Below are 22877 nucleotides of genomic sequence, written 5' to 3' on the forward strand. Positions count from 1 at the left end.
TCCGCACTACGTAGGGTGGATTACTTGATCAACTTGTCCTGCCTGGGGCTGATCTCGTCCTGCAAGCCCTTTTCGATCGCATCGCCGCGTTGCAGGTCCTGCAGGTTCTCCGGCGAGGTCGGGCTGACGATGCGCGGGGTCACGAAGATCACCAGCTCGGTCTTGTTGCCGCGGAACCCGTCGGAGCGGAACAGCTTGCCCAGGATCGGGATGTCGCCGAGGATCGGCAGCTTGTCCACGGCCTTGGAGGCCTCGCGATCGAGCAGGCCTGAGATGACGATGGTCTGGCCGGCGTTGACGTTGATTTCGGTCTCGGCGCGACGGGTCAGGAAGCCGGGCACGCCCTGCACCGACACCGAAGGGTCGATCCTGCTGACTTCCGCCATGATCGAGGTGTTCACCTGATTGGAGGAATTGACCGTCGGGTTGATGTTGAGACGGATGCCGTATTCCTTGTATTCGATCTGGGTCTGCCCGAGCACCGACGGCACCACGATCGGCACCTCGCCGCCGACCAGGAACGAGGCGCTGCTGCCGCTCTTGGCGCTGAGCTTGGGCTGGGCCAGCACCCACGCCTTGCCGCGGCTCATCAGCAGGTTGATCTGCGACCCGATGGTGGTCGCGATGCCGAAGTAGCCCTGCGGTCCGGGCAGCCTGGTCGGCAACGTGTCCTTGACGTCCTGGAAGGTCTGGTTGTTCTCGGGAAGCACGCGAAAGAAGCCGTTCGTGGTGACATCGCGGATCAATCCGCCGATCGGACCGTCGATCGTGGTGTCCCAACGGATACCCAGGTCTTCCACCGCGTTCTTGTTGAACTCCATGATGGAAACGTCCATCTGGATCATCGGCCGCATGCCGACCGGATCGGCGCCGGCAAAGTTCAGGACCTGCGGATACAGCTTCTGCAATGCCTGGATCTTTGCGGTCGTGGCCGCATCGATGTCGTTACCGGAGATGACGACGTTGGAGCCGATCGCCCTCACGGTGACGCCAGGCGTATTGCCCAGCAACTCGCGTACGGTGTCGGCCACGCCTTCCGACTTGCCACCCGTCACCGTCACGCTGACATCGCGCTGGCTGCCGTCCGCCATCCACAGATGCACGTTGGTGTCGCCGGGCTTGGTGCCGATCATGACCAGTTCGGACTTGCCGACCGAAAACACGCTGAGCACCTCGCCATCGCCGACCGCGATGCGGCGCAGCGCGCCGTGCACGCGCCGAACCACGGCCTCGCCCGCATAGACGGTCTGGGCAGGCTGCAGCGGTGGTGCCACCGACGGCTTCTTGTCGCCCGCCAGGGCGACGCCGCCTGAGGCGGTACCCGCTCCCAATTCCTGGATCTGCGATTCGGCCGCACGCTTGAACTGGTCGACCTGACGACCTTGCGCGATCAGCCGCGCCTGCTCGGCCGCGGCCTCGTCGGACGGCGTGCCGGCGGCGGCGGGCGCCGCTGCAGGATGCGCCGCGGTGTTCGCCGCAGTCTTCGCCGCGGCCGGTATGGCGGCCTGTTGGGCCGACGCGTTGATGCCTCCAATACCCGCCAACAGGATGCCAGCCAGCCACGCCGCCGACCTGCCTGCCTTGCTTCTGCTACGTCCTGTTGCTTGCCTCATGCTCAACCCTTTCCGCCAATGATGAACTCAACGCGGCTGCTTCCGGTGCCGGTGCTTTCCGGATCGCCCGATCCCAGCGATCGCAGTAATTGACTCTCGCTCATGCCTGTCGCCGCGCCGGGCGAGGTGTCCTGAAGTTCGCGCAGCAGCACACGGACCGCGCCCACCTTCGAGGCCATGGCCAACTGCTTGGCCTGGTACTGGTCGAGTTCCAGGGTGACGCTGGAGAATCCCGCCGATTCGTTCGACTCCTCTCCCTCCTTTGGCGTGGGCGCATCGCCGATCCGGCTGCCGGCCGCCAGGACCTTGACCTTCTGCAGCAGCGGAAACACCTGGGCGCCGCTGCCCGAACCGGGCGCGCCGCTGGTGGAGGCATCCTTCACGAAGAAGATATCGATGAGGTCGCCCGGGGCGATCATGCCGGAGATCGAGTTGTTCTCGTCCACGCTCATCGTGTAGGCGACCTTGCCCTTGGGAATCAGCCGGGAAAACTGTTCGTACAAGGGCACCAGCGCACTGGCGCTCAGTGGCGCGCCGCCACGGGCCGGAGCACGCAGCATCCGCCCTTCGTACTGGCCGTGGTTGTCCGGCGTGACCGCATCCGCAGGCGCGAATTCGGCCGGGATCGGCCGCGATGCCAGATCGCTGCCTTGCAGGATCGCGCCCTGCGGCAGGTCGTTCACCGGCACGGCCACCTCGACCATCGGCCGCGTGTCCTGGGTGCGCTCGGCGACGGTGGTGCGGATGTAGCTCACCGCGATGAAGGCGGCGAAGGCCGCCATCACCACGGCGATGATGATGAACAGGATGTTCTTGCTGAGTTTTGGTTTCTGCATGAAGAGTTGCCGTCGAGGCAGGCCGTGGCGAGGGAATGGAGGTCAACCCACCAGGATGTCGGACGCCGAGATGGCGTAGACAAAGGCGGCATAAAGGTCTTTCAGGGCGGTGACCACGTCGGTGATCACGTTCGGATTGGCGATCAGCACGATCACCAGCGCCATCACCACCACGGTGTACTCGATCGTGGATTGACCGCGTTGGGTGCGCTTGCAGGGCATGCCGGAGCGGATCATTCGACCACCGCCACGACCACGGTACCGGTCTTGCCGCGGCTGGAGGTCACCGTGACGCGTTCTTCCTGGCGGATGAAACGGCCGACGCAATGCGGGCTCGTCGCCGCGCAGGCGGACGAGGAGCTGTCCCGCACGTAACCTTGCGCTGCGAAGTGGCGCGTGTAGTACTGCTGGTTCTGCAGCGGCGTATAGCGGTTGAGCATGCTCAGGGTTCTGACATGGCGCGGCGTGTCCATGTAGACGATGTCTTCGGCGACCTGTGTATCCGGCAGCCGTCCGAAGCCCTTGCCGACGCCGTCCGCCGGCAGGTCGTTCTTCGGGAGCTGCATCACGCCGATCTGGCCGCGCGTGCTGGTGGCATCTCCGCTCAGTTCGACGGTGACGTAGTAACCGCCTGCCTCCATGTGGCCGAGCACGGTCTTGTTGCCCACGGGAGTGGCCACCACGCCCTTGCCCCATTCCTGTCGATAGAACTGTTCCACCTGGCCTGGCGGCGCGGCCACGGTGAAGCGGCTGGCGCGCATCGAAATGCCGTTGTAGATCATGTGGTCGGACACGATCTCGCCCGAGGCCTGTTCGGGCACAGGCACATCCGGCCAATCCGCCGCGCGTGCATGCTGTGTGGCGAGCCCGAACAGGACCGGGCCCACCATCTGCGCGAGCAGGCGGCTGGAAGGTCGCCCGCTCATTGCTTGGCCGGGTAATTGGCCAGCTTGTCCGCGGGGACGACATCCGGCTCGATCGTGCCGATTTCCAGGTCGCCGAGCGATCCGACCATCGGCATGATCGGCTCCAGCACCTTCAGGGTGTCGAAGATGCCATCCAGCCCTTCGAAATACGACAGCGGCGCCAAGGGCTTTACGGTGCTGACCACGCTGCGCGGTCCGCTGCGTGGGCCGGACGCGTTCCAGGCATCCGCCAGCAGGGTCTGGTGGCGCTTGTCGACCAGGTTGAGGTTGTCCAGCGGCTCCAGGAAATGCGCCGGCCGGCCATCGGCGGTCTTCAGGTCGCGGTAGTTCAGCGACACTTCCGCGGTGACGTAGCCCTTTCGATTGGGCGGGAAGGCGTTGTCGAAATAGTTCTTCGGCAACAGCGTCGCCGCTTCGTCGACGTAGCCAGGTGAATTGGCGTTGGCGGTCCGCGTGACCGACAGGTCGTTCTTCTCCAGCAACTTCTTGTTCGAAAACGTATTGAGCATCTGGTCGCCGAACGCACCGCTGCTGCTGCCGGACGTCGCCGACCTGATCGGCGCATCGGCATCGGCGAAGTTGCGATCGAGCGCTTTGCTCTGCAGTGCGCCTCGGGTCGGCGGCTGGTAGTTGTTGGCTACCGTGGCTTCCCAGGCCGCATTGCGTGCGGCCTGCATCGCCATCTGCTTGCCGTGCCCGAGCTTGGCCACGACCGGGATCAGCAGAAAGAGCGGGACCAGCACAGCGGCACACACGGCTAGTTCCACCATGCCTTGCCCGCGCATGCGGCGTGGCGACGCAATGGACATCGTTTTCATCCTGCCTGCTCCTTGCCTGCTACCTCGCCGGCGGGGTCCTCGGGAAGCAGTCCCTTGCCGAGGCTGAACGACTTGACCTGCAGCAGGCAGCCATTCCCGCCTTGCAGCGGCTTGGCTTCCAGCGGGATGGAATTCAGGTAGTTGCCCGCGCTGTCCACCGTGCAGCCCGCCGCGTCGGCCGGCGCCTCGGCGAATCCCCACTTCATGCCGCCGGACCACATGCACACTTCCTGCTGCCCGTTCTGCCACCGGGTGCAGGGCTGGCCCTTGATCTGGCCGTCGCCCATGAGCTTCCAACCGGTGCCCTGTACGTCCTGGCGCTCCTGGGTACGTGCGCCGCTGTCGATCGCTTCGTACATGCCGGTCGCGTCTTCGATCGCGTCGTGGTCTTCGTGTTGCTCGAGCTTGGCCAGGCATGCGCTTCGCCCGTCTTCGCCATCGGCGCCGAGCGTCCAGCTGACCTGGTGCGCGAACTGGCGTCGCGCGTCGATCATGATTTCGACTTCGCCGGTGCCCAGCTTGGCTTCTTCCTGCGGCGAGAGCGCGCGCGTCGGCATGCCGGAGCCGCTGCAGGCGTCCAGCTTGGCGCGATAGTTCTTGCGCTCCATGTTCTCGCCGCCCACGCGCGATTCCCATGCCAGAACGACATGCAGCGCGGGCAGCGATTTGGCACCGCCATCGGAAGCCGAGGCCTCCAAGTCGCCTTCGGCTGCATCGCGCGAATGGCAGCCGCCGGTGAAGGCAAGCAAGGCCACGCAGCCTGCGGCGAGGGCGCGGGATCTTTTTTCGAAGAACATCATGGAGCGGCCACCAAAAGAGTACGGTCCGCCGCTGGTGTCTGCACCAGGCGGGCCTGCCAATACGGACTGAACAAACTGCCTTTTTCGAATTTTCCGTCGCCCTTGCCCCAAACCGAACGCCGGAAGGCGGCGAGCTCATGGGGGCGGTTGAAATAGACCTGCGCGCTGGCCATCGCCCGCAACTGGTTTCCGCGCGCCTCGTCCTTCAGTTCCATGCGGCCACGCCCGATCTTGAGCGTGGAACTGGTGCGCGCCTTTTCTATCTTGGTGCCCACCTCGACCGTATAGATTGGCCCGGCATTGGCGCCGTCGGGAGTTTGCGAATAGGTGCTCTTGACGTCGTGATACTGCGGGCTGATACCGTAGCGGTAGCCATTGAAAAATGCTTTGTCGCGCTTGAAATCCTCGATCACGGCAGGGTCGCCTTCGATGAACCGGCCGGCGATATCGCTGCGCTTGGTGCCGTTGTAGGCCTTGTAGGTCCTGTTGTCGTAGGGCGATTTCCATCCACGCCCATTGCTCATTCCCCCGAAGAAATTCGGCTTGCGGCCATCGACGGCTTGGGTGCCGCCCCAGCCCAGCGGAATCTTGACGTCGTCCAGCGGCCAGGGAAGAGGAAGCTTGAATTGGAACGCATCCACGGCCGACCAGCGATCGTATTCGACCATGTCCGTGCCGCCGTTGTTGTTGAACACCCCGAATGCGGTGCCGTCGCGCGCGCGCGTAAACGTGTCGCGCGATGCCATGACCACGTTGCGGTAGCGTTCGCCGCCCGGGTTGGTGCTGGTCAGGCCTTTGCGCTGGCCGGGGCTGTAGCGTTCCAGCTGGTTGCCCGCCGAGACCACGTTCTTGGCTAACACGCCCTTGCCGACCAGGGTCAGTTCCGCATCTGGTGCGTTGTCCTTGACCACCTTGTTGGCAAGGAGGAAGACGTTGGCTTCCGATGCGAGCGTCCCGACCGCGGCATCCGCCGCAAGCGCATAGGGGTGGTCCAGCACCTGGTCCAGCACTCGGATTTCGCCGTTCGCCACCTGCATGAAACCTTGCCGAAAGACCTTGAGCGCCTTGTTGATCGCAGTCATGGCGCGATCGAGCGCGATCAGCACTTCGCCCAGGCCAGGCACCCAGAACAACAAGGTCTCGGCGACCTTGGTGAATTCTCCGAAATGCACGGAGGTGGAGTGCACCATCGTCAGCCACGAATTCAGGCTGACCGTTTGCGCGATCGCCACTTCGTTGGCGACGCGTCCGCGGTTCAAGTAAGCGGCGAAGTTGCGCGCGCGCGCCTGCTCGACCGCGATGCTGTAAGCCGCGGCATCGGCGGCATTGGTGATTTCCACTTTCTTGCCGACGACCTGTCCGGTGTTGAAGGTCACCAACAGGCCAACGCACAGCACCATCAGGAACGCCAGCACCATGGGCATCGACTGCCCCGACATGTCGGGGCGGACGCGTCCCAGCCGTGGCGCGACATTCCTTGTAGACGGATCGGCGGCTGCGATGATCCCCATCTGGTGTCCTTCCGGAAAAACGCTTCGCTAAGAACGCCATGGATGCGTTCAGCTCGGCTGGGTCCATTTATAAAGGTGCTGATCAAAAAAACGCCGAGGCGTGCCCACGGCGGTGACAACGACAGGCCACCATCTGCCCTGCTGGGCAGATGGTGGCGAAGGCCTTACTTGTTGCCGTTGTACGCGGCCATGCCCTTGTCCTTATCGGCCTGGCTCTGCGCCTTGCCGGCGTTGGTACCGGCGCGGTTGATCATCTGGCTAGCGTCCTGCTTGCCCGACAGCTCCTGCGCCATGCCGGCGACCTGGCTGCGGACGGTGCCGCCGAAGAAGGTAAACACGCCGATGGCGGCGATCGCGATCAGGGCCACGATGATGATGTACTCGGTCATGCCCTGGCCGAGCTGCTTGCGGCCGAAACGAATGTGCCTGCGTTGGTTCTTCATTGAATCCTCTCCTTGGCTCTGGCGCCCACTGGACCGGCAGCACACTTACGTCCGCGCGGTTGCGTGTAGGCGTGTGGGTTGCATAAGTGAAAACATGCGCAGATATGAAACTTATCCTTGGCCCGCATTTGACATCTGATGGCAAATGTATCTCGGACGTGGCCACTTTATAGTCAAAATATTGCCGGTTCAAGAAAACTACCGTTAATGTCTTGGGCAAAAATGGAATGTTTATCCCGTAATTGAGTCAAACTTCAGGCACAACGTTCCATGAATCGATTCACTCTGTGCTGATTTCGGAATGCCAGCTCGGCCAAGGCGGTGCGCGGCGAATTCTTGACTCGGCGCGGCCATACCCTTGGAATACCTAGATGAATAGGGGATCCCTTTACTGTTCCCCGGCGCACTGCTGGAGTCGAACGCCGGAATAGGGATGCGCAAGACGCGTCGCCATGTGGTGGAGACGACGGTATGGCGAGAGCCTGCGATGACTGACGCTGGTCCCATTGCTTTCACCTCTTAAGGGTTCGGCGAGGATCGCGAGCGTGTCGAGAATGGCCGGCGACAGAATCTGCGCAGGCAGGGCACCAGGGCTTCGCTGCGTGGGCTGACCGCCATCGGTCGCCAAGTGCCAGCCGGCGTGGCGACGGCGACCAAGGCATCGATCTACGGCTGCATGGCTTCGCAGACGCCGAAGGTATTGCCGGCGTCGACGATGTCCTTGTCCTGGGCATAACCCGGTTTCAACGCCCGGTCGACGTGCTGCTGCGATGCTTGGTATCGGTTCTTGCAGCCTGACGCGCGCAAGCTGGGCGCGCCAGGGCAGCGTGCAATTAGCTACGCAACCCCACTCACGCCACGCCGCAGCAGCCACAACGCCAGTGCGCTGATCACCGCGAGGAAGCCCAGCATCAGCGCGTAGGCCACTCATATCGACACGTCGCCGCTGCCGAGCAGGCCATAGCGGAAGGCATTGGCCATGTAGAAGATCGGGTTGGCCAGGGTGGCGGCCTCGGCCCAGCCGGGCAGCAGCTTCACCGACGAATGCTCCCTGGTCGCGACGGCGCCGAGGATCGGGGTGCGCGTCTGGTGGTGCCCTCCGGCGATGTGGAATCCGCCAACCGGGCCGCTAGCCCTTGGTGTCCTGCTTGGCCAGCGGGCCGATCAGGCTCTCGATCCCGGCGCGTACCTCGGCGCACTGCTCGCGGTAGTGCGCCTGGCGTTGCGCCAAGTCCTGGGCGCTGCCTTGCGCCTCGACGGCGGCCATCAGCTTGCGGAAATCGTCGAAGCCGGCGCGCATCGCAGCGTCGTGGGCGGCCGCATCGAAGGTCACGTTCGCGGCCAGCGCGCGCTCGCGCGCGGCCTGCTGCAGCGCGTCGGCAAGGCGGGACATCTCGGCGGGCGGCAGGTCGCAGTAACGGGCCTGGGCCAGCTGCGTGCCGTCGGCCTCGCCCAGCCGGTACAGCGTCTCGGCACCCGGCGCGGCCGGATCCTGGCCGGCGGCGGGCGCGGTAGCAGGCACCGCGGCGGCGCTGCACAGCAGCCACAATGACAGCGGCCCGATGGCGCGGCGCGCGCTCAACTGCGCAATCCCACTCCACGCTTGAGCAGCCACAGTGCCAGCGCGCTGAGCACCGCGACGAAGCCCAGCATCAGCGCGTAGGCCACCCATACCGGAACGTCGCTGCTGCCGAGCAGGCCGTAGCGGAAGGCGTTGACCATGTAGAAGATCGGGTTGGCGTGGGTGGCGGCCTCGGCCCAGCCGGGCAGCAGCTTCACCGAATAGAACACGCCGCCCAGGTAGGTCAGCGGGGTCAGGATGAAGGTCGGCACGATCGCCACGTCGTCGAACTTCTTCGCGTACACGGCGTTGATGAAGCCGGCCAGCGAGAAGATCGTCGCGCCCAGCAGCACCGTGGTCAGGGTCACCAGCGGGTGCGGGATGCGCACCGGGGTGAAGAACATGGCGATGATCAGCACCAGCACGCCGACCATCAGCCCGCGCAGCACGGCGCCAGCGACGTAGCCCCACAGGATCACCCAGTTCGGCATCGGGCTGACCAGCAGTTCCTCGACATGGCGGCCGAACTTGGCGCCGAAGAAACTGGAGCTGATGTTGCCGTAGCTGTTCTGGATCACGCTCATCATCACCAGGCCGGGAACGATGAACTGCATGTAGCTGTAGCCGCCCATGTCGCCCACGCGCGAGCCGATCAGCCCGCCGAAGATCAGGAAGTACAGGGTCATGGTGATCGCCGGCGGCACCAGGGTCTGGCCCCAGATGCGCAGGATGCGCTTGACCTCGCGGCGTACCACGGTGCCCAGCGCGACCCAGTTGCGCTGGGTTGGCGTGGTCTCGGGGAGGAGGGATTGCGGTTTGGCGGTGGTGTTCATTGGCGTCCAGCGAAAGAGGGGTCAGGCGGCGGCGGGCGGCTGCTTCGGCGAGTCTGGCGCCGAGGCCGGGCCGCTGGCGCCGTCCCGGTTGTCGCCGGTGAGGCGCACGAACAACTCCTCCAGGCGGTTGCTCTTGGTGCGCATCGAGCGCACGCGGATGCCGGCGGCGCCGAGCGCGGCGAACACGCGGTTGAGGTCCATCGCCCGCGGCATGTCCAGGTCCAGCGTATGCGCGTCCTGCGCGAGCAGGGTGGTGCCCTCGATCGCCGGCAGCTGCGCCGGCAGTTCGCCGTCGATGTCGAGCAGGAAGCCTTCCACGTCGAGCTTGGCCAGCAATTCGCGCATCGGTCCCTGTTCGACGATGCGGCCGCGGTCGATGATCGCCAAGTTGCGGCACAGGCTCTCCGCTTCCTCCAGGTAGTGCGTGGTCAGGATGATGGTGGTGCCGGCGGCGTTGATCTCGCGCAGCACGCGCCACATGTCGCGGCGGATCTCGATGTCCACGCCGGCGGTGGGTTCGTCCAGGATCAGCAGGCGCGGTTGGGTCATCATCGCGCGGGCGATCATCAGCCGCCGCTTCATGCCGCCGGACAGGGTGCGGCTCATCACCTGCGCCTTTTCCCACAGGTGCGCGCGCTTGAGCTCCACTTCGGCCTGGCGCTCGGCCTGCGCGCGCGGCATGCCGTAGAACCCGGCGTAGTTGACCAGGATGTCGAAGGGCTTCTCGAACAGGTTGAAGTTGATCTCCTGCGGGACCAGGCCGAGCAGGCGCATCGCCGCGCTGCGCTGGGTGCTCAGGTCGGTGCCGAACACCTCGACCTGGCCGGCGCTGAGGTTGACCAGCGAGCTGATGATGCCGATCAGGGTGGATTTGCCGGCGCCGTTGGGGCCGAGCAGGGCGAAGAAATCGCCGGGCAGCACGTCCAGCGATACGCCGTGCAGCGCCTGCACGCCGTTGTCGTAGGTCTTGCGCAGCTCGCGCACGCGCAGCGCGGGCACCGTCGCGGAGGGGGAGAGCGGGGAGGCGATATTCAAGGCGGACCCTTTCGCGCCCTGTAGACGGCGCTGAAGAAATGCAGCCGCTATTATAGGAGACCTCGTGGGCTCGGCCCCGGCCATAGACTGTTGCATCCGCGTGCCTGCCCAATTCCCGTTGAAACTGGTCGACCGCCACATGCTGGCCCCGGCCGTCGGCCACTACCGCTTCGTCCGCGACGACGGCCAACCGCTGCCGTTCGTGCCCGGCCAGTTCGTGCAGGTGCACTTCCACTACGCCGACGGCACCGCGACCAAGCGCAGCTATTCGCTTGCCACCCGCCACGACCCGTCGCAGCCGGCCGATGCGACGGTCGAGATCGCGGTCAGCTTCGTCGCCGGCGGCGCGGCCACGGCATTGTTCGAAGGGCTGGAGATCGGCGGGCAGGTTTGCGCCAGCGGTCCGTACGGCCGCTTCTGCCTGAACCAGGGCGACAGCAACCGCCGCTACCTGCTGATCGCCACCGGCACCGGCGTCACCCCGTACCGCTCGATGTTGCCGCTGCTGGAAGCAGCGATGGCCGAGCGCGGCGTGGAAGTGGTGCTGCTGCTGGGCGCGCGCACGCCGGCCGAGTTGCTGTACGGCGACGAGTTCCGCGCCTTCGCCGACGCGCACCCGGGCTTCCGCTTCGTGCCGTGCTTCTCGCGCGAGCTGCCGGAGGCGCCGCATGCCGACGTGCGCCACGGCTACGTGCAGCAGTTCCTGGGCGAGTTCGCGCCGCAGGCCGACGGCGATGTCGCCTACCTGTGCGGCAACCCGAACATGGTCGACGCCTGCTTCGACGCGCTGAAGGAAGCCGGCCTGCCGGTGCAGCACATCCGCCGCGAGAAGTACGTCAGCAGCAAGTAGCGCCAGCGCGTCGCCGCTGGCCATGCGCCAGCGCCTGGTTGCTCGCGTCCTGCTCGCGTCCTGCCCGCGCCGGACGCTGCAGCGTTTGCTTGGCACGGGACCCGCACCTCGGCTACGCGGCCGAGGTCAGGCGCTGCCGGGTGTGCTTCATGTCCTTGCCCGGCGGCATGCCGAACATGCGGCCGTATTCGCGCGTGAACTGGGGAACGCTTTCGTACCCTACGGCCGAGGCCGCCCAGCCGATCGTTGCGCCTTCCGCCAACAGCAGGCGCCTGGCCTCGATCAGGCGCAGCTGCTTCTGGAACTGCAGCGGGGTCAGCGAGGTGATCGCGCGGAAGTGCACATGGAACGTCGACAGGCTCATTCCCGCCGCCTCCGCCAGTTGCTCCACGCGCAACGGCTTGGCGAAGTCCGCGCGGATCCTGGCCACCGCGCGGCCCACCCGCCGGGCATGGCTGTCGGTGACGCCCAGCGCACGCATCGCGCCGCCGTGCCGCCCCGACAGCAGCCAGTAGTGCAGCTCGCGCAGCAACTGCGGCCCCAGCACGTGGACCGACGCGGGGCGATCCAGCAGGCGGATGAGCCTGTCCGCGGTGTCGGCGACTTCCGCCTCGGTCGGATCGACGCGTACCGGCGATCCCATCGCGAAAGGGAGCGTTCCCATCTCGGCCACCAGCGATGCGATCGTGGCCGGATCCAGCTCCACTACGCAGGCGTAGTAGGGCGCGGCGAGCGAGGCATGGGTGATCTGGCTGACCGTGGGCACTTCCGCGGTGACCAGCAGGGACTCACCGGCACCGAAGTCGTAGCTGCTGCTGCCCATCGTGACCTGCTTCCTGCCCTGCAGCACCAGCGCCACCAGCGGCCTGCAGATGGCGTAGTGCAATGGCGTCGGCCGGGTCTCGCGCAGGATCGCAAGCCCGGGCAAGGGCGTATGCGCGACCCCGTCCTCGTCGACGTTCGCATCGGCGTAGCGACGCGCGGTTTCCAACAGATTCGCAGGCATGTGCAGACCCTAGCGCGTGGCCGCAATGGGCACAATCGGATTGGATGATTGGGCAAGAAATCCGGAAGAAAAGGCAGGGCTGCGCCGAAATTAGCGCAGGAAATTAGTGCTGCTCGAGGTCCGCTGGTGCGAAATCGGGATGAATAGGCAAGAAATGGATGGAATCGGGAAACTGCGCGAGGGCGTTCCGGCCGATCGTCTCTGCACCCCGCAACATCCACCCCGCTGGAGATTCCCATGACGTCGATTTCGCTCATCACCGGTGCCAACCGCGGCCTCGGCCGCAATACCGCCATCAGCATCGCCCGCCGTGGCGGCGATGTCCTGCTGACCTACCGCAACGGCGCCGACCAGGCCAAGGCCGTCGTCGCCGAAATCGAGGCGATGGGCCGCAAGGCGGTGGCCTTGCCGCTGGACGTGAGCGACGTGGCGTCCTTCGGCGCCTTCGCCGACGCTGCGCGCAGCGCGCTGTCCGGTACCTGGTCCCGCACCGGCTTCGACCACCTGATCAACAATGCCGGTCATGGCGAGATGGCCATGCTCGCAGAGACGACCGAAGCCCAGTTCGACGCGCTGTTCGCGACCCACGTCAAGGGCGTGTACTTCCTGACTCAGGCGCTGCTGCCGCTGATCGCCGATGGCGGCCGCATCGTGAACTTCTCCTCCGGCCTGACCCGGGTATCGATGCCGGGCTTCTCCGCCTACGCCGCCGCCAAGGGCGCGGTCGAGATCCTGTCCGTCTACATGGCCAAGGAATTCGGTGGTCGCGGCATCGCGGTGAACACGGTGGCCCCGGGCGCGATCGAAACCGACTTCCTGGGCGGCGCCGTGCGCGACCTGCCCGATCTGAACAAGCAGTTCGCCGACATGACCGCCCTGGGGCGTGTGGGTGTGCCCGACGACATCGGCCCGATGGTCGCCAGCCTGCTCGGCCCGGACAATCGCTGGGTCAACGCGCAGCGGATCGAGGTCTCGGGCGGGCAAGCCATCTGACCGACGGTTCCACGAGGCTCCGGAGGGCGTCGGCCTGCTGGCCGGCGCCCTTCGTGCGGCGACGGCAGAGCGCGTTGCCCGACGGCATCGCCTGCTGCCAGTGGCTGTAAAGGACGCTTGACAGTTGCTGCCGGCGCGCGCATCCTCCTGTAAAGCGTGCTTGACAGGGGGATGTAATGCGGAACGTCGTAATGGCATTCAATCGGTACCGGCTGTGGTCGGCCAGCGTTGTGGTCGGGGTCCGGCCGTGACCCGCTGCAGGCGCAGCGCCATCGTGGTGTTGAGCGTGAGCGTTGCGTTGCTCGCGGTCACGCCATGGCTGCGGTGGTTGCGCGGCGACGATTACTTTCGCGGGTTGTGGTTCGGTGTGTGCATCGGCGGCGTGTTGCTGGCGCTGATGCTGTGGTGGTCGTCGGGCAGCATGCGCGACAGCGCGGTGCCGGCGCTGGCGCGCCGCTACTACCGTGAACTGGGTCCGCCGATGCTGATGTACGTCGTGGTGATGCTGTGCTGGAAGCGCCTGCTCAACAGCGTGGAGGTGGACTGGGCGCGGGTGCTGATCGCGCTGCTGCCGGCGTTGCTGGTGGCGTTGGTGATCCGTGCGGTGGCGCGCTTCGTGCGCGACTCCGACGAGATGCAGCGGCGCATCGAGCTGGAGTCCATCGCCATCGCCGCCGGGCTGGTCGCCGGCGGCTACATGACCGCCGGTTTCCTGCAGGCGGCAGGCACGATCGCGGTGCCGGCAGCGGCGGCGATGCTGTGGGTATTCCCGATGCTGTGCGCGACCTACGGCATCGCCAAGGGCGTGAATGCGCGCCGCTACCAATGAACAGCCGCGTCCGCGAACTGCGCGAGGCGCGCGGCTGGTCGCAAGGCGAGCTGGGCGAGCGGCTGGGCGTGTCGCGGCAGACCATCAACGCGCTGGAAACCGGCAAGTACGATCCGAGCCTGCCGCTGGCGTTCCGTATCGCGCGGCTGTTCGCGCACAGTATCGAGCAGGTGTTCCTGTTCGACGATTCCGAGTAGTCCTTCCGACCTGCCATCGGTCACCTACGAGGCCATGCTCCGGCATGGCATCCTGCACCCCATGAACTCAAGGATGCGAACCATGCGACACCCATGCAGACCGCTCGCGATCGTCGCGGCGACCTTGCTGCTCGCCGCCTGCCAAGGCGGACACGGACCGGCACCGCAGAATGCGGGGCGCAGCTACGGCACGCTGCGCTTCCATCCCTGCACGTTGACCAGTCCGGTCGCGTCCAACAACGTCGAGGCGCAATGCACGCGTATGCCGGTGCCGGAGAATCCGGCGGTGCCTGGCGGGCGCAAGATCGAACTCAACATCGCCTGGTTGCCGGTCACCGGCCAGGGCGGCAGCGATCCGGATCCGGTGTTCTTCCTCGCCGGCGGCCCGGGCCAGGCGGCGACCGAGGTGGCCAGCATCGTCGACATGGCCTTGCGCGAAACGCGCAAGCGCCGCGATGTGTTCCTGATCGATCAGCGCGGCACCGGCCAGTCCAATCCGCTGACCTGCCTGGGCGCGGACGGCAAGGAAATGCAACTGGCCGATCCTGCGCGAGCGCCCACCGCCAATGAGTTGCTCGACTACGCGCGGCGTTGCGCGCAGTCGCTGCAGGGCCGCGCCGACCCGCGCTACTACACCACCACGCAGGCCATCGCCGACCTGGATGCCGTGCGCGCCGCGCTCGGCACGGACAAGCTCAACCTGATCGGCGGTTCCTACGGCACCCGCGTCGCCCAGCAGTACGCGGCACGCTATGCGGCGCACACCCGCAGCGTGGTGATCGACGGCGTGGCGCCGAACGACCTGGTGGTCGGCGGCGAATTCGCCACCACCTTCGAGGATGCGATCAAGCTGCAATCGGAGCAGTGCAGGGCCACCCCGGCCTGCGCCAAGCGCTTTCCCACCGACACCCGCGCGCAACTGCGCACGGTGGTGGAACGGTTGCGGCAGGCGCCGGCGGACGTGGACTATCGCGACCCGGCCAGCGGCGAGAGCAAGCACGACCGGGTGACCGCCGACACCGTCACCAGCCTGGCGTTCTCGTTCTCGTATGCGCCGCAGACCGCCTCGCTGTTGCCGCTGGTGCTGGACGAGGCCGCGCACGAGCGCTATGCGCCGCTGATGTCGCTGGCGAAGATGATGGGCAAGCAACTGGACGGGCAGATGAACCGCGGCATGCAATGGTCGGTGATCTGCGCCGAGGATGCCGACCGTTACCACCCGCCTGCCGCCGGTGGCGAAACCCTGCTCGGCCCGGAGGTGGCGCAGATGTTCTTCGCCGCCTGTCCGGCATGGCCGACCGGGACGCGTCCGGCCGGTTTCACCGCGCCGTTCAAATCCGAACTGCCGGTGCTGCTGACCTCCGGCGAGCTGGATCCGGTGACCCCGCCGCGCTATGCCGCGCGCGTGTTGCAGGGTCTGCCCAACGGCCGCCATCTGGTGGTGCGCGGCCAGGGCCACGGCACCATGACCCTGGGTTGCATGCCCAAGCTGCTGAGCCAGTTCTTCGAGAACGCCGATGCCAAGCAGCTCGACGCCACCTGCCTGGACGCGATGAGCGGCGTGCCGGCCTTCACTTCATTCAACGGATGGGAACCATGAGCCGCGCAGCGTTTCGCAGGGGAGAGTGCGCATGATCGTCGCCGACAATCTGCACAAGGCGTTCAAGACCAAGGCCGGCACCGTGCAGGCGGTGCAAGGGGTCAGCTTCGAAGCCGCGGACGGCCAGATCACCGGCCTGCTCGGTCCCAATGGCGCCGGCAAGACCACCACCTTGCGCATGCTGTACACGCTGATGACGCCCGACCAGGGCCAGGTGCGCGTGGACGGCATCGACGTGGGCGCCGATCCGCTGGCGGTGCGCCGCGTGCTGGGCGTGCTGCCCGACGCGCGCGGCGTATACAAGCGCCTGACCGCGCGCGAGAACATCGCCTACTTCGGCGAACTGCACGGGCTGTCGGCGGCGCGCATCGCCGAGCGCACGCGGCTGCTGTCGGCGGCGCTGGACATGGACGACATCCTCGACCGCCAGACCGAGGGCTTCAGCCAGGGCCAGCGCACTAAGACCGCGATCGCGCGCGCGCTGGTCCACGACCCGCGCAACGTGATCCTCGACGAACCCACCAACGGCCTGGACGTGATGACCACCCGCGCGATGCGCGGCTTCCTGCGCGGGCTGCGCGCCGAAGGGCGTTGCGTGATCTTCTCCAGCCACATCATGCAGGAGGTGGCGGCGTTGTGCGATCGCATCGTCATCGTCGCCAAGGGCACGGTGGTGGCCGCCGGCACGGCCGACGAACTGCGCGCCCTGACCGGCGAAGACAATCTGGAAGACGCCTTCGTCAAGGCGATCGGCAGCGACGAGGGACTGCACGCATGAGCCTGTTTCGAACCGTTTTCACCGTGATGCGCAAGGAATTGCGCGATCTGTCGCGCGATCGCCGGACCCTGGCGCTGGCCCTGCTGCTGGGTCCGCTGCTGTATCCGGCGCTGATCCTGGGCATGGGCGCGCTGGCCGAGAGCCGGGTCAGGACCCAGATCGACAAACCGCTGGACATCCCGGTGATCGGCCGCGAGCGCGCGCCGAACCTGGTCGCGTTCCTCGCCGCGCAAGGCCTGAACGCGGTCGCGCCGCCCAAGGACCTGACCGCGGCGATCCGCAGCCAGGACGTGGACCTAGCGCTGAAGATCGACGAGGACTACGCCAACGCCTGGCGCGAGGGGCGGCCGGCGCTGGTGGAGATCATCAAGGACAGCACCCGCCGCGATGCCGACATCCCGACCACGCGCGTGCAGACGGCGCTGAGCATGTACAGCCAGCAGGTCGGCGCGTTGCGGCTGTTGGCGCGCGGCGTCGATGCGCAGGTGGCGCGGCCGCTGGACATGGCCGTCCAGGACCTGGCGACGGCCGAAGCCAAGCGCGGCGTGCTGCTGGCGATGCTGCTGCCGGTGCTGCTGAGCATCACCTCGTTCATCGGCGGCGCCTATCTGATCCTCGACGCCACCGCCGGCGAACGCGAGCGGCAATCGCTGGAGCCGCTGCTGGCCACGCCGGCTTCGCGCGGCGCCATCGTCAGCGGCAAGATCGCCGCCGCGTGCGTGGTCGGGCTGGCCTCGCTGCTGCTGACCCTGCTCGCGTTCAAGCTCAGCGCGCAGGTCGCCAGCGGCATCGGCCGCCAGCTCAACGTCAGCTTCGTGGCGATGTTGCAGATGCTGTTCGTGCTGCTGCCGATGCTGTTCATCGGCACCTCGCTGCTGACCCTGCTGGCCGCGACGGCCAAGAGCATGAAGGAGGCGCAGAGCCACATGACCTGGCTGATGCTGCTGCCGATGCTGCCCGGCTACGCGTTGATGGTGTATCCGCTGAAGACCACGCTGTGGCAGTTCGCGGTGCCGTTCCTGGCGCAGAACCAGATGCTGCTGAAGATCATCCGCCGCGAACCGATCGACCTGCAGATCTGGGCGGTGTACCTGGCCGCCGGCTTCGGCCTGGCCGCGGTGCTGTGGCTGGCCGCGGTGCGCCGCTACCGGCAGGAGCGGTTGGCGATATCAGGGTGAAGCCGGGATTGGGGAGTCGGGATTGGAGATTCGTAAAAGCAGCGCAAATGCATGCTGCAGGAACGCCCTTCGCTCTTACGAATCCCCAATCCCGACTCCCCAATCCCAAAAAAAAGCCCGGCAGAGCCGGGCTTTTTTTTCTCAGCCGCCGGGATTGAACGCCAGCGTGCGCCGCGTGGTCACCGGCGCGCTGACCGGCTCGAAGCGCCAGCGCTTGGTCGCGTTCAGCGCTTCGCGGTCGAACACCCGTGCCGGGGTGGCGCGCAGCACGCGGGCGCTGGTGACCGAGCCGTCGGTGCCAACGGTGATCTCCACCAGCACTTCGCCGGCGGTGCCCGAACGCAGCGCTTCGGGCGGGTAGCGCGGCGCCGGGGTGCTGATCGCGCGTAGCGATTGGGTGCTGGCAGTGGCCGTTGCTGCGGGCGCGGCGGCCGGCGGCGCGGCGGCGGGCTGCGCTGCCGGAGCCGCTGCCGGCGCGCTGCGTGCCGCGGCGGCCTGGCGCTCGGCGTCCTGTCGCGCTGTCTCGCGGCGCGCGGCTTCCTGTTGCGCGGCGATCTGCTGCGCAGCCTGCGCCTCGCTGGCCTGCTGTTGCGCCTGCTTCTGCTGCTCGGCCAACAGCTTGGTCTTCTGTTCGGCCTCCTTCTTGACCTTGTCGGTCTCTTCCTGGCTGCGCTGCGCCGCGGACTGCATGCCGTTGCTCACGCCCAGCTTCAGCCGCGGCAATGCCGGCGCCTGGCTGTCGATCTTTTCGATCAGCGCGACCAGCCGCTGCGCTTCCGGAAAGTCCTCGCGGTTGATGCTCTGCTCGGCGGCGATCAGCGTGTATGGCATCAGGTCGGTCAGCGCGCTCTTCACCCCGGCGTCGTCCGGCTGCTTGTCGCGCAGCGCCAGGTAGTACTCGACCGCGTTGTTGCCGGCCGGCGCGTACATGCGGTTCTCGCGCAACGCCTGGCTGGCCGACTCGTGCAGCTGCTCGGTGCCCATCGACTGCACCTTGGCCGAGACCGGCGGCGCGGCCGGCGCGGTTGCCGCGGGCTTGGCCGCCGGCGCAGCGGCCGGGGCGGCGTCTTCCTGCTTGGAACAGGCGGCCAGCGCGGCCAGCAGCAGTACCGGCGCCATGCGGCGCGCCTTTGCGAATGTCGTTACCTGCAACATGCTTCCCCCTAATCCCCGGTGATGGCAATGAATACGCAGCGGTGGTTCTCCCGCGCAGCCGGTCCGGCTCCCCCGTCCCTGCCAGCGCACCCCACCTGCCAATCTAGCATCCGCTCCCGCCGCGTGCTTGACGGTCGCGTGGCGGCCGCCGCAAAAGCGTGAGCCCGCGCACGCGAGGTCAGTGCGCCGGTTTCGGCGGCGCGGACATCAGCCGATCGGTCCAGGCGATGCCGATCGCCGACAGGATGAAGATGCCGTGGATGATGGTCTGCCACAGCACGCCGGTCTGGGTCAGCGTCGCACAGCTCTTCAGGTCCACCGTGGCCGCGGCGCTGGCCAATTGGTCCGGCGAGCACAGCGGCATGCCGCCCAGCGCGCCGACCGCGATGAAGGTCTTGAGCAGGTGGATCGAGGAGATGCCGATGATCGACAGCGCCAGCTTCACCTTCAGCACACTGGCATTGACGTGGCTCAGCCACTCCGGCTGGTCCGGATGGCCCTCCAGGCCCAGCCGCGAGACGAAGGTCTCGTAGCCGCCGACGATCACCATCACCAGCAGGTTGGAGATCATCACCACGTCGATCAGGCCGAGCACGATCAGCATGATCTGCTGCTCGCCCAGGCTCGGCGCTTCGTGGATCAGGTGCCACAGCTCCTTGCCGAACAGGAACACGTACACGCCCTGGGCCACGATCAGTCCCAGGTACAGCGGCAGCTGCAACCAGCGCGAGGCGAAGATCAGGCTGGACAGCGGATTCAGGCGGGGCGTCGGGCGCGGAGGGCTCATGGCGTGGTATCGAATGCTGCGTTGCAGGAAGGCGCAGGGTACTGGCCCGCCGTGATGCTGCCAAGCGCGCGGCGCGGCTACACTGGACGCCCCGTTTCCGGACCGCCGCCATGATCGATCTGTACTACTGGCCCACGCCCAACGGCCACAAGGTCACGTTGTTGCTCGAGGAAGCCGGGCTGGACTACACCATCAAGCCGGTCAACATCGGCGCCGGCGAGCAGTTCGCGCCGGAGTTCCTGGCGATCTCGCCGAACAACAAGATGCCGGCGATCGTGGACCATGCGCCGGCCGACGGCGGCGCGCCGCAGAGCGTGTTCGAATCCGGCGCGATCCTGCTGTACCTGGCCGAGAAGACCGGGCGCTTCCTGCCGGCCGATCCGCGCGGGCGCACCGTCGCGCTGGAGTGGCTGTTCTGGCAGATGGCCGGGCTCGGCCCGATGACCGGGCAGATGGGCCATTTCAATGTCTACGCGCCGGAGAAGATCGGCTACGCGATCGACCGCTATAACGCCGAGGTGCGGCGCCTGCACGGCGTGCTCGACAAGCGCCTGGCGCACAGCGAGTACCTGGCCGGCGCCGAGTACGGCATCGCCGACATGGCCAGCTATCCGTGGATCGAGGTGTACAACGGGATCACTCCCAATTACGCCGCGTTCCCGCACCTCAAGCGCTGGCACGATGCGATCGGCGCACGCCCGGCCACGCAGCGCGCCTACGCGCTGAAGCAGCAGGTCAATCCCAACGCCGGCAAGCCGCTCAGCGACGCCGAACGCAAGCACCTGTTCGGCAAGCGCTGAGCCGGTCCGCGTCACGCTTCTCAAACCGCCGGCACGCGCGCATCCTTGCGCGCTTAGTGCTACGCCAGGAACCTTCATGCGCTCTGTGTTCGCCGCTCTCGCCCTCATGCTCGCCACTTCCCTCGTTCCCGCGCACGCCGAAAAACTGACCCTGGAGGCCATCACCGGCAGCAAGCCGTTGTCGGGGCCGACCTTGATGAAACCGCAGGTCGCACCCGACGGTTCGCGGGTGACCTTCCTGCGCGGCAAGGACAGCGACCGCAACCAGCTGGACCTGTGGGAATACGACATCGCCAGCGGCCAGACCCGCTTGCTGGTGGACTCGAAGGTGGTGCTGCCCGGCACCGAGACGCTGAGCGACGAGGAAAAGGCGCGGCGCGAGCGCCAGCGCATTTCCGCCTATGCCGGCATCGTCGATTACCAGTGGGCGCCGGATGCGCACGCGCTGCTGTTCCCGCTCGGCGGCGAGCTGTATCTGTACGACCTGCGCAAGACCGGCAGCGCCGCGGTGCGCAAGCTCACCAATGGCGAGGGCTTCGCCACCGATCCGAAGATCTCGCCGAAGGGCGGTTACGTCAGCTTCGTGCGTGCGCGCAACCTGTGGGTGATCGACCTGGCCAGCGGACAGCAGCATCAGCTGACCCGCGACGGCAGCGACACCATCGGCAACGGCGTGGCCGAGTTCGTCGCCGACGAGGAGATGGACCGCCACACCGGCTACTGGTGGGCACCGGACGACTCGGCGATCGCCTTCGCGCGCATCGACGAATCCGGCGTGCCGGTGCAGAAGCGCCCGGAGGTGTATGCCGACCATACCGAGGTGATCGAGCAGCGCTATCCGCAGGCCGGGCAGCCCAACGTCAGGATCCAGCTGGGCACGATCGCGCCGCGCGCCGACGCGCAGCCGCAATGGATCGACCTGGGCAAGAATGCGGACATCTACCTGGCGCGGGTGGACTGGCGCGATGCGCAGCGCCTGACCTTCCAGCGCCAGTCGCGCGACCAGAAAAAGCTCGAACTGATCGAGGCGACCCTAGCCGGCGGCAAGCAGCGCGTGCTGGTCACCGAGACCAGCAAGACCTGGGTGCCGCTCAACCACGACCTGCATTTCCTCAAGGACGGGCGCTTCGTCTGGGGCTCGGAGCGCAGCGGCTACGAGCACCTGTACCTGGCCTCGGAAGACGGCCGCAAACTGGTGCCGCTGACCCATGGCGACTGGATCGTGGACGAGTTGCTGGCGGTGGACGAGGGCGCCGGCAAGGTCTACTTCTCCGCGACCAAGGAGTCGCCGACCCAGACCCAGCTCTACACGGTGCCGCTGGCCGGCGGCGCCATCGAGAAGCTGTCCAAGCCCAACGGCACGCATGCGGCCAGCTTCGCCAAGAACGCCAGTGTCTATGTCGACAGCTGGTCCAATACCACCACGCCGCCGCAGATCGAGTTGTTCCGCGCCAATGGCGAAAAGATCGCCACGCTGCTGGTCAACGACCTGGCCGATCCGCAGCATCCCTACGCCAAGTATCGCGACGCGCAGCGGCCGCTCGAGTTCGGTAGTCTGACCGCCGCCGACGGCAAGACGCCGCTGCACTACCGGCTGACCAAGCCGGCCGACTTCGATCCGGCCAAGCGCTATCCGGTGGTGGTCTACGTCTACGGCGGCCCCGCCGCGCAGACCGTGCTCGATGGCTGGCCGGCGCGCGGCGACGCGCTGTTCGACCAGTATCTTGCCCAGCATGGCTACGTCGTGTTCTCGGTCGACAACCGCGGCACGCCGCGCCGCGGCCGCGACTTCGGCGGCGCGCTGTACCAGCGCCAGGGCACGGTGGAAGTGGACGACCAACTGCGCGGCGTGGCCTGGCTGAAGGCGCAGCCGTGGGTGGATGCCGCGCGCATCGGCGTGTACGGCTGGTCCAACGGCGGCTACATGACCCTGATGCTGCTGGCCAAGCACAGCGAGGCCTATGCCTGCGGCGTGGCCGGCGCGCCGGTGACCGATTGGGGGCTGTACGACAGCCACTACACCGAGCGCTACATGAACCTGCCCGCGGCCAATCCGGACGGCTACCGCGACGGCCGCGTGGCCGCGCATCTGGACGGCCTGAATTCGCCGTTGCTGCTGATCCACGGCATGGCCGACGACAACGTGCTATTCACCAATTCCACCTCGCTGATGAGCGAGCTGCAGAAACGCGGCAAGCTGTTCGAGCTGATGACCTATCCCGGCGCCAAGCACGGCCTGTCCGGCAGCAATGCGCTGCACCGCTACCGCACCACCGAAACGTTTCTGGCGCGTTGCCTGAAGCCCTGATCGTCACCCGCACCGTCTTT

The 22877-nt window shown here is 66.7% G+C and carries 23 protein-coding genes and 1 pseudogene; 9 read left to right on the forward strand and 15 right to left on the reverse strand.

The genetic code is table 11. The annotated features are described in order from the left end of the window. Positions 1-20: 20 nt before the first annotated feature. The 12 genes and pseudogenes from HEP74_RS01705 to HEP74_RS01760 form a co-directional block, all read right to left on the reverse strand. Entirely contained in the window at positions 21-1544 is a 1524-nt protein-coding gene (locus tag HEP74_RS01705) for a type II and III secretion system protein family protein (protein ID WP_255427849.1), read from the reverse strand. 71 nt (positions 1545-1615) lie between these two features. Further along, positions 1616-2395, reverse strand: coding sequence for a Flp pilus assembly protein CpaB (cpaB, locus tag HEP74_RS01710; RefSeq protein WP_255427850.1), 780 nt, complete (start codon positions 2393-2395; stop codon positions 1616-1618). 96 nt (positions 2396-2491) lie between these two features. Further along, positions 2492-2686 (reverse strand): hypothetical protein, encoded by a 195-nt coding sequence (locus HEP74_RS01715; RefSeq protein WP_185814921.1) that lies wholly within the window; start codon positions 2684-2686, stop codon positions 2492-2494. Further along, positions 2683-3276, reverse strand: a complete 594-nt coding sequence (locus HEP74_RS01720) for a hypothetical protein (protein ID WP_255427851.1) — start codon at positions 3274-3276, stop codon at positions 2683-2685. The genes HEP74_RS01715 and HEP74_RS01720 overlap by 4 nt, the downstream gene beginning before the upstream one ends. A 95-nt stretch (positions 3277-3371) precedes the next feature. Beyond that, a complete protein-coding gene (locus HEP74_RS01725) occupies positions 3372-4184 on the reverse strand; it encodes a TadE family protein (protein WP_255423632.1) in 813 nt (270 codons plus the stop codon). 5 nt (positions 4185-4189) lie between these two features. Continuing rightward, entirely contained in the window at positions 4190-5053 is an 864-nt protein-coding gene (locus HEP74_RS01730) for a hypothetical protein (RefSeq protein ID WP_255427852.1), read from the reverse strand. Continuing rightward, positions 4990-6504, reverse strand: a complete 1515-nt coding sequence (locus tag HEP74_RS01735; RefSeq protein ID WP_185814923.1) for a pilus assembly protein TadG-related protein — start codon at positions 6502-6504, stop codon at positions 4990-4992. Before HEP74_RS01735 ends, HEP74_RS01730 begins: the two co-directional genes overlap by 64 nt. A gap of 164 nt (positions 6505-6668) precedes the next feature. Continuing rightward, positions 6669-6947 (reverse strand): pilus assembly protein, encoded by a 279-nt coding sequence (locus tag HEP74_RS01740; RefSeq protein ID WP_184413945.1) that lies wholly within the window; start codon positions 6945-6947, stop codon positions 6669-6671. Positions 6948-7784: 837 nt separating this feature from the next. Then, a pseudogene (locus tag HEP74_RS01745) lies at positions 7785-7988 on the reverse strand (ABC transporter permease); the annotation flags it as partial. An 88-nt stretch (positions 7989-8076) separates the two neighbouring features. Then, on the reverse strand, positions 8077-8529 hold the full coding sequence (locus HEP74_RS01750) for a hypothetical protein (RefSeq protein WP_185814924.1): 453 nt from the start codon (positions 8527-8529) through the stop codon (positions 8077-8079). Beyond that, complete coding sequence (locus HEP74_RS01755) at positions 8526-9341, reverse strand: ABC transporter permease (protein WP_185814925.1); 816 nt, start codon at positions 9339-9341, stop codon at positions 8526-8528. The genes HEP74_RS01750 and HEP74_RS01755 overlap by 4 nt, the downstream gene beginning before the upstream one ends. Positions 9342-9362: 21 nt before the next feature. After that, positions 9363-10376 carry an ABC transporter ATP-binding protein gene (locus HEP74_RS01760; RefSeq protein WP_185814926.1) on the reverse strand — a complete coding sequence of 338 codons (1014 nt, stop codon included), beginning with the start codon at positions 10374-10376 and terminating at the stop codon, positions 9363-9365. Between the two features lie 139 nt (positions 10377-10515). Here HEP74_RS01760 and HEP74_RS01765 point away from each other — a divergent pair, with 139 nt between their 5' ends. Further along, positions 10516-11226 carry an FAD-binding oxidoreductase gene (locus HEP74_RS01765; protein WP_255427938.1) on the forward strand — a complete coding sequence of 237 codons (711 nt, stop codon included), beginning with the start codon at positions 10516-10518 and terminating at the stop codon, positions 11224-11226. 112 nt (positions 11227-11338) lie between these two features. Here the strand turns inward: HEP74_RS01765 and HEP74_RS01770 are convergent, their stop codons facing one another. Next, on the reverse strand, positions 11339-12232 hold the full coding sequence (locus HEP74_RS01770; protein WP_185814928.1) for an AraC family transcriptional regulator: 894 nt from the start codon (positions 12230-12232) through the stop codon (positions 11339-11341). Between the two features lie 237 nt (positions 12233-12469). Here HEP74_RS01770 and HEP74_RS01775 point away from each other — a divergent pair, with 237 nt between their 5' ends. From HEP74_RS01775 to HEP74_RS01800, 6 genes are all read left to right on the forward strand, one after another. After that, positions 12470-13225 carry an SDR family NAD(P)-dependent oxidoreductase gene (locus tag HEP74_RS01775; protein WP_185814929.1) on the forward strand — a complete coding sequence of 252 codons (756 nt, stop codon included), beginning with the start codon at positions 12470-12472 and terminating at the stop codon, positions 13223-13225. 247 nt (positions 13226-13472) lie between these two features. Further along, positions 13473-14054, forward strand: coding sequence for a hypothetical protein (locus HEP74_RS01780; RefSeq protein WP_185814930.1), 582 nt, complete (start codon positions 13473-13475; stop codon positions 14052-14054). After that, positions 14051-14251, forward strand: coding sequence for a type II toxin-antitoxin system RelB family anti-toxin (relB, locus tag HEP74_RS01785; protein ID WP_053840574.1), 201 nt, complete (start codon positions 14051-14053; stop codon positions 14249-14251). Before HEP74_RS01780 ends, relB begins: the two co-directional genes overlap by 4 nt. An 82-nt stretch (positions 14252-14333) precedes the next feature. Then, positions 14334-15851 carry an alpha/beta hydrolase gene (locus HEP74_RS01790; RefSeq protein WP_185814931.1) on the forward strand — a complete coding sequence of 506 codons (1518 nt, stop codon included), beginning with the start codon at positions 14334-14336 and terminating at the stop codon, positions 15849-15851. Positions 15852-15882: 31 nt separating this feature from the next. After that, entirely contained in the window at positions 15883-16629 is a 747-nt protein-coding gene (locus HEP74_RS01795; RefSeq protein WP_185814932.1) for an ABC transporter ATP-binding protein, read from the forward strand. Next, positions 16626-17807 carry an ABC transporter permease gene (locus HEP74_RS01800; protein ID WP_185814933.1) on the forward strand — a complete coding sequence of 394 codons (1182 nt, stop codon included), beginning with the start codon at positions 16626-16628 and terminating at the stop codon, positions 17805-17807. The genes HEP74_RS01795 and HEP74_RS01800 overlap by 4 nt, the downstream gene beginning before the upstream one ends. A 141-nt stretch (positions 17808-17948) precedes the next feature. On the opposite strand, the gene HEP74_RS01805 is transcribed toward HEP74_RS01800, so the two are convergent. Beyond that, on the reverse strand, positions 17949-18962 hold the full coding sequence (locus tag HEP74_RS01805; protein ID WP_185814934.1) for an energy transducer TonB: 1014 nt from the start codon (positions 18960-18962) through the stop codon (positions 17949-17951). Positions 18963-19140: 178 nt separating this feature from the next. Further along, complete coding sequence (locus tag HEP74_RS01810) at positions 19141-19749, reverse strand: TIGR00645 family protein (protein ID WP_179571039.1); 609 nt, start codon at positions 19747-19749, stop codon at positions 19141-19143. A gap of 110 nt (positions 19750-19859) precedes the next feature. On the opposite strand from HEP74_RS01810, the gene HEP74_RS01815 reads away from it, so the two are divergent. Both HEP74_RS01815 and dap4 read left to right on the forward strand, forming a co-directional pair. Further along, positions 19860-20549 (forward strand): glutathione binding-like protein, encoded by a 690-nt coding sequence (locus tag HEP74_RS01815; RefSeq protein WP_185814935.1) that lies wholly within the window; start codon positions 19860-19862, stop codon positions 20547-20549. 76 nt (positions 20550-20625) lie between these two features. After that, positions 20626-22857, forward strand: coding sequence for a dipeptidyl aminopeptidase 4 (gene dap4 / locus HEP74_RS01820; RefSeq protein WP_185814936.1), 2232 nt, complete (start codon positions 20626-20628; stop codon positions 22855-22857). Positions 22858-22877 lie beyond the last annotated feature (20 nt).

The sequence above is a fragment of the Xanthomonas sp. SS genome, assembly GCF_014236835.1.
In the GTDB taxonomy this organism is placed as follows: Bacteria; Pseudomonadota; Gammaproteobacteria; order Xanthomonadales; family Xanthomonadaceae; genus Xanthomonas_A.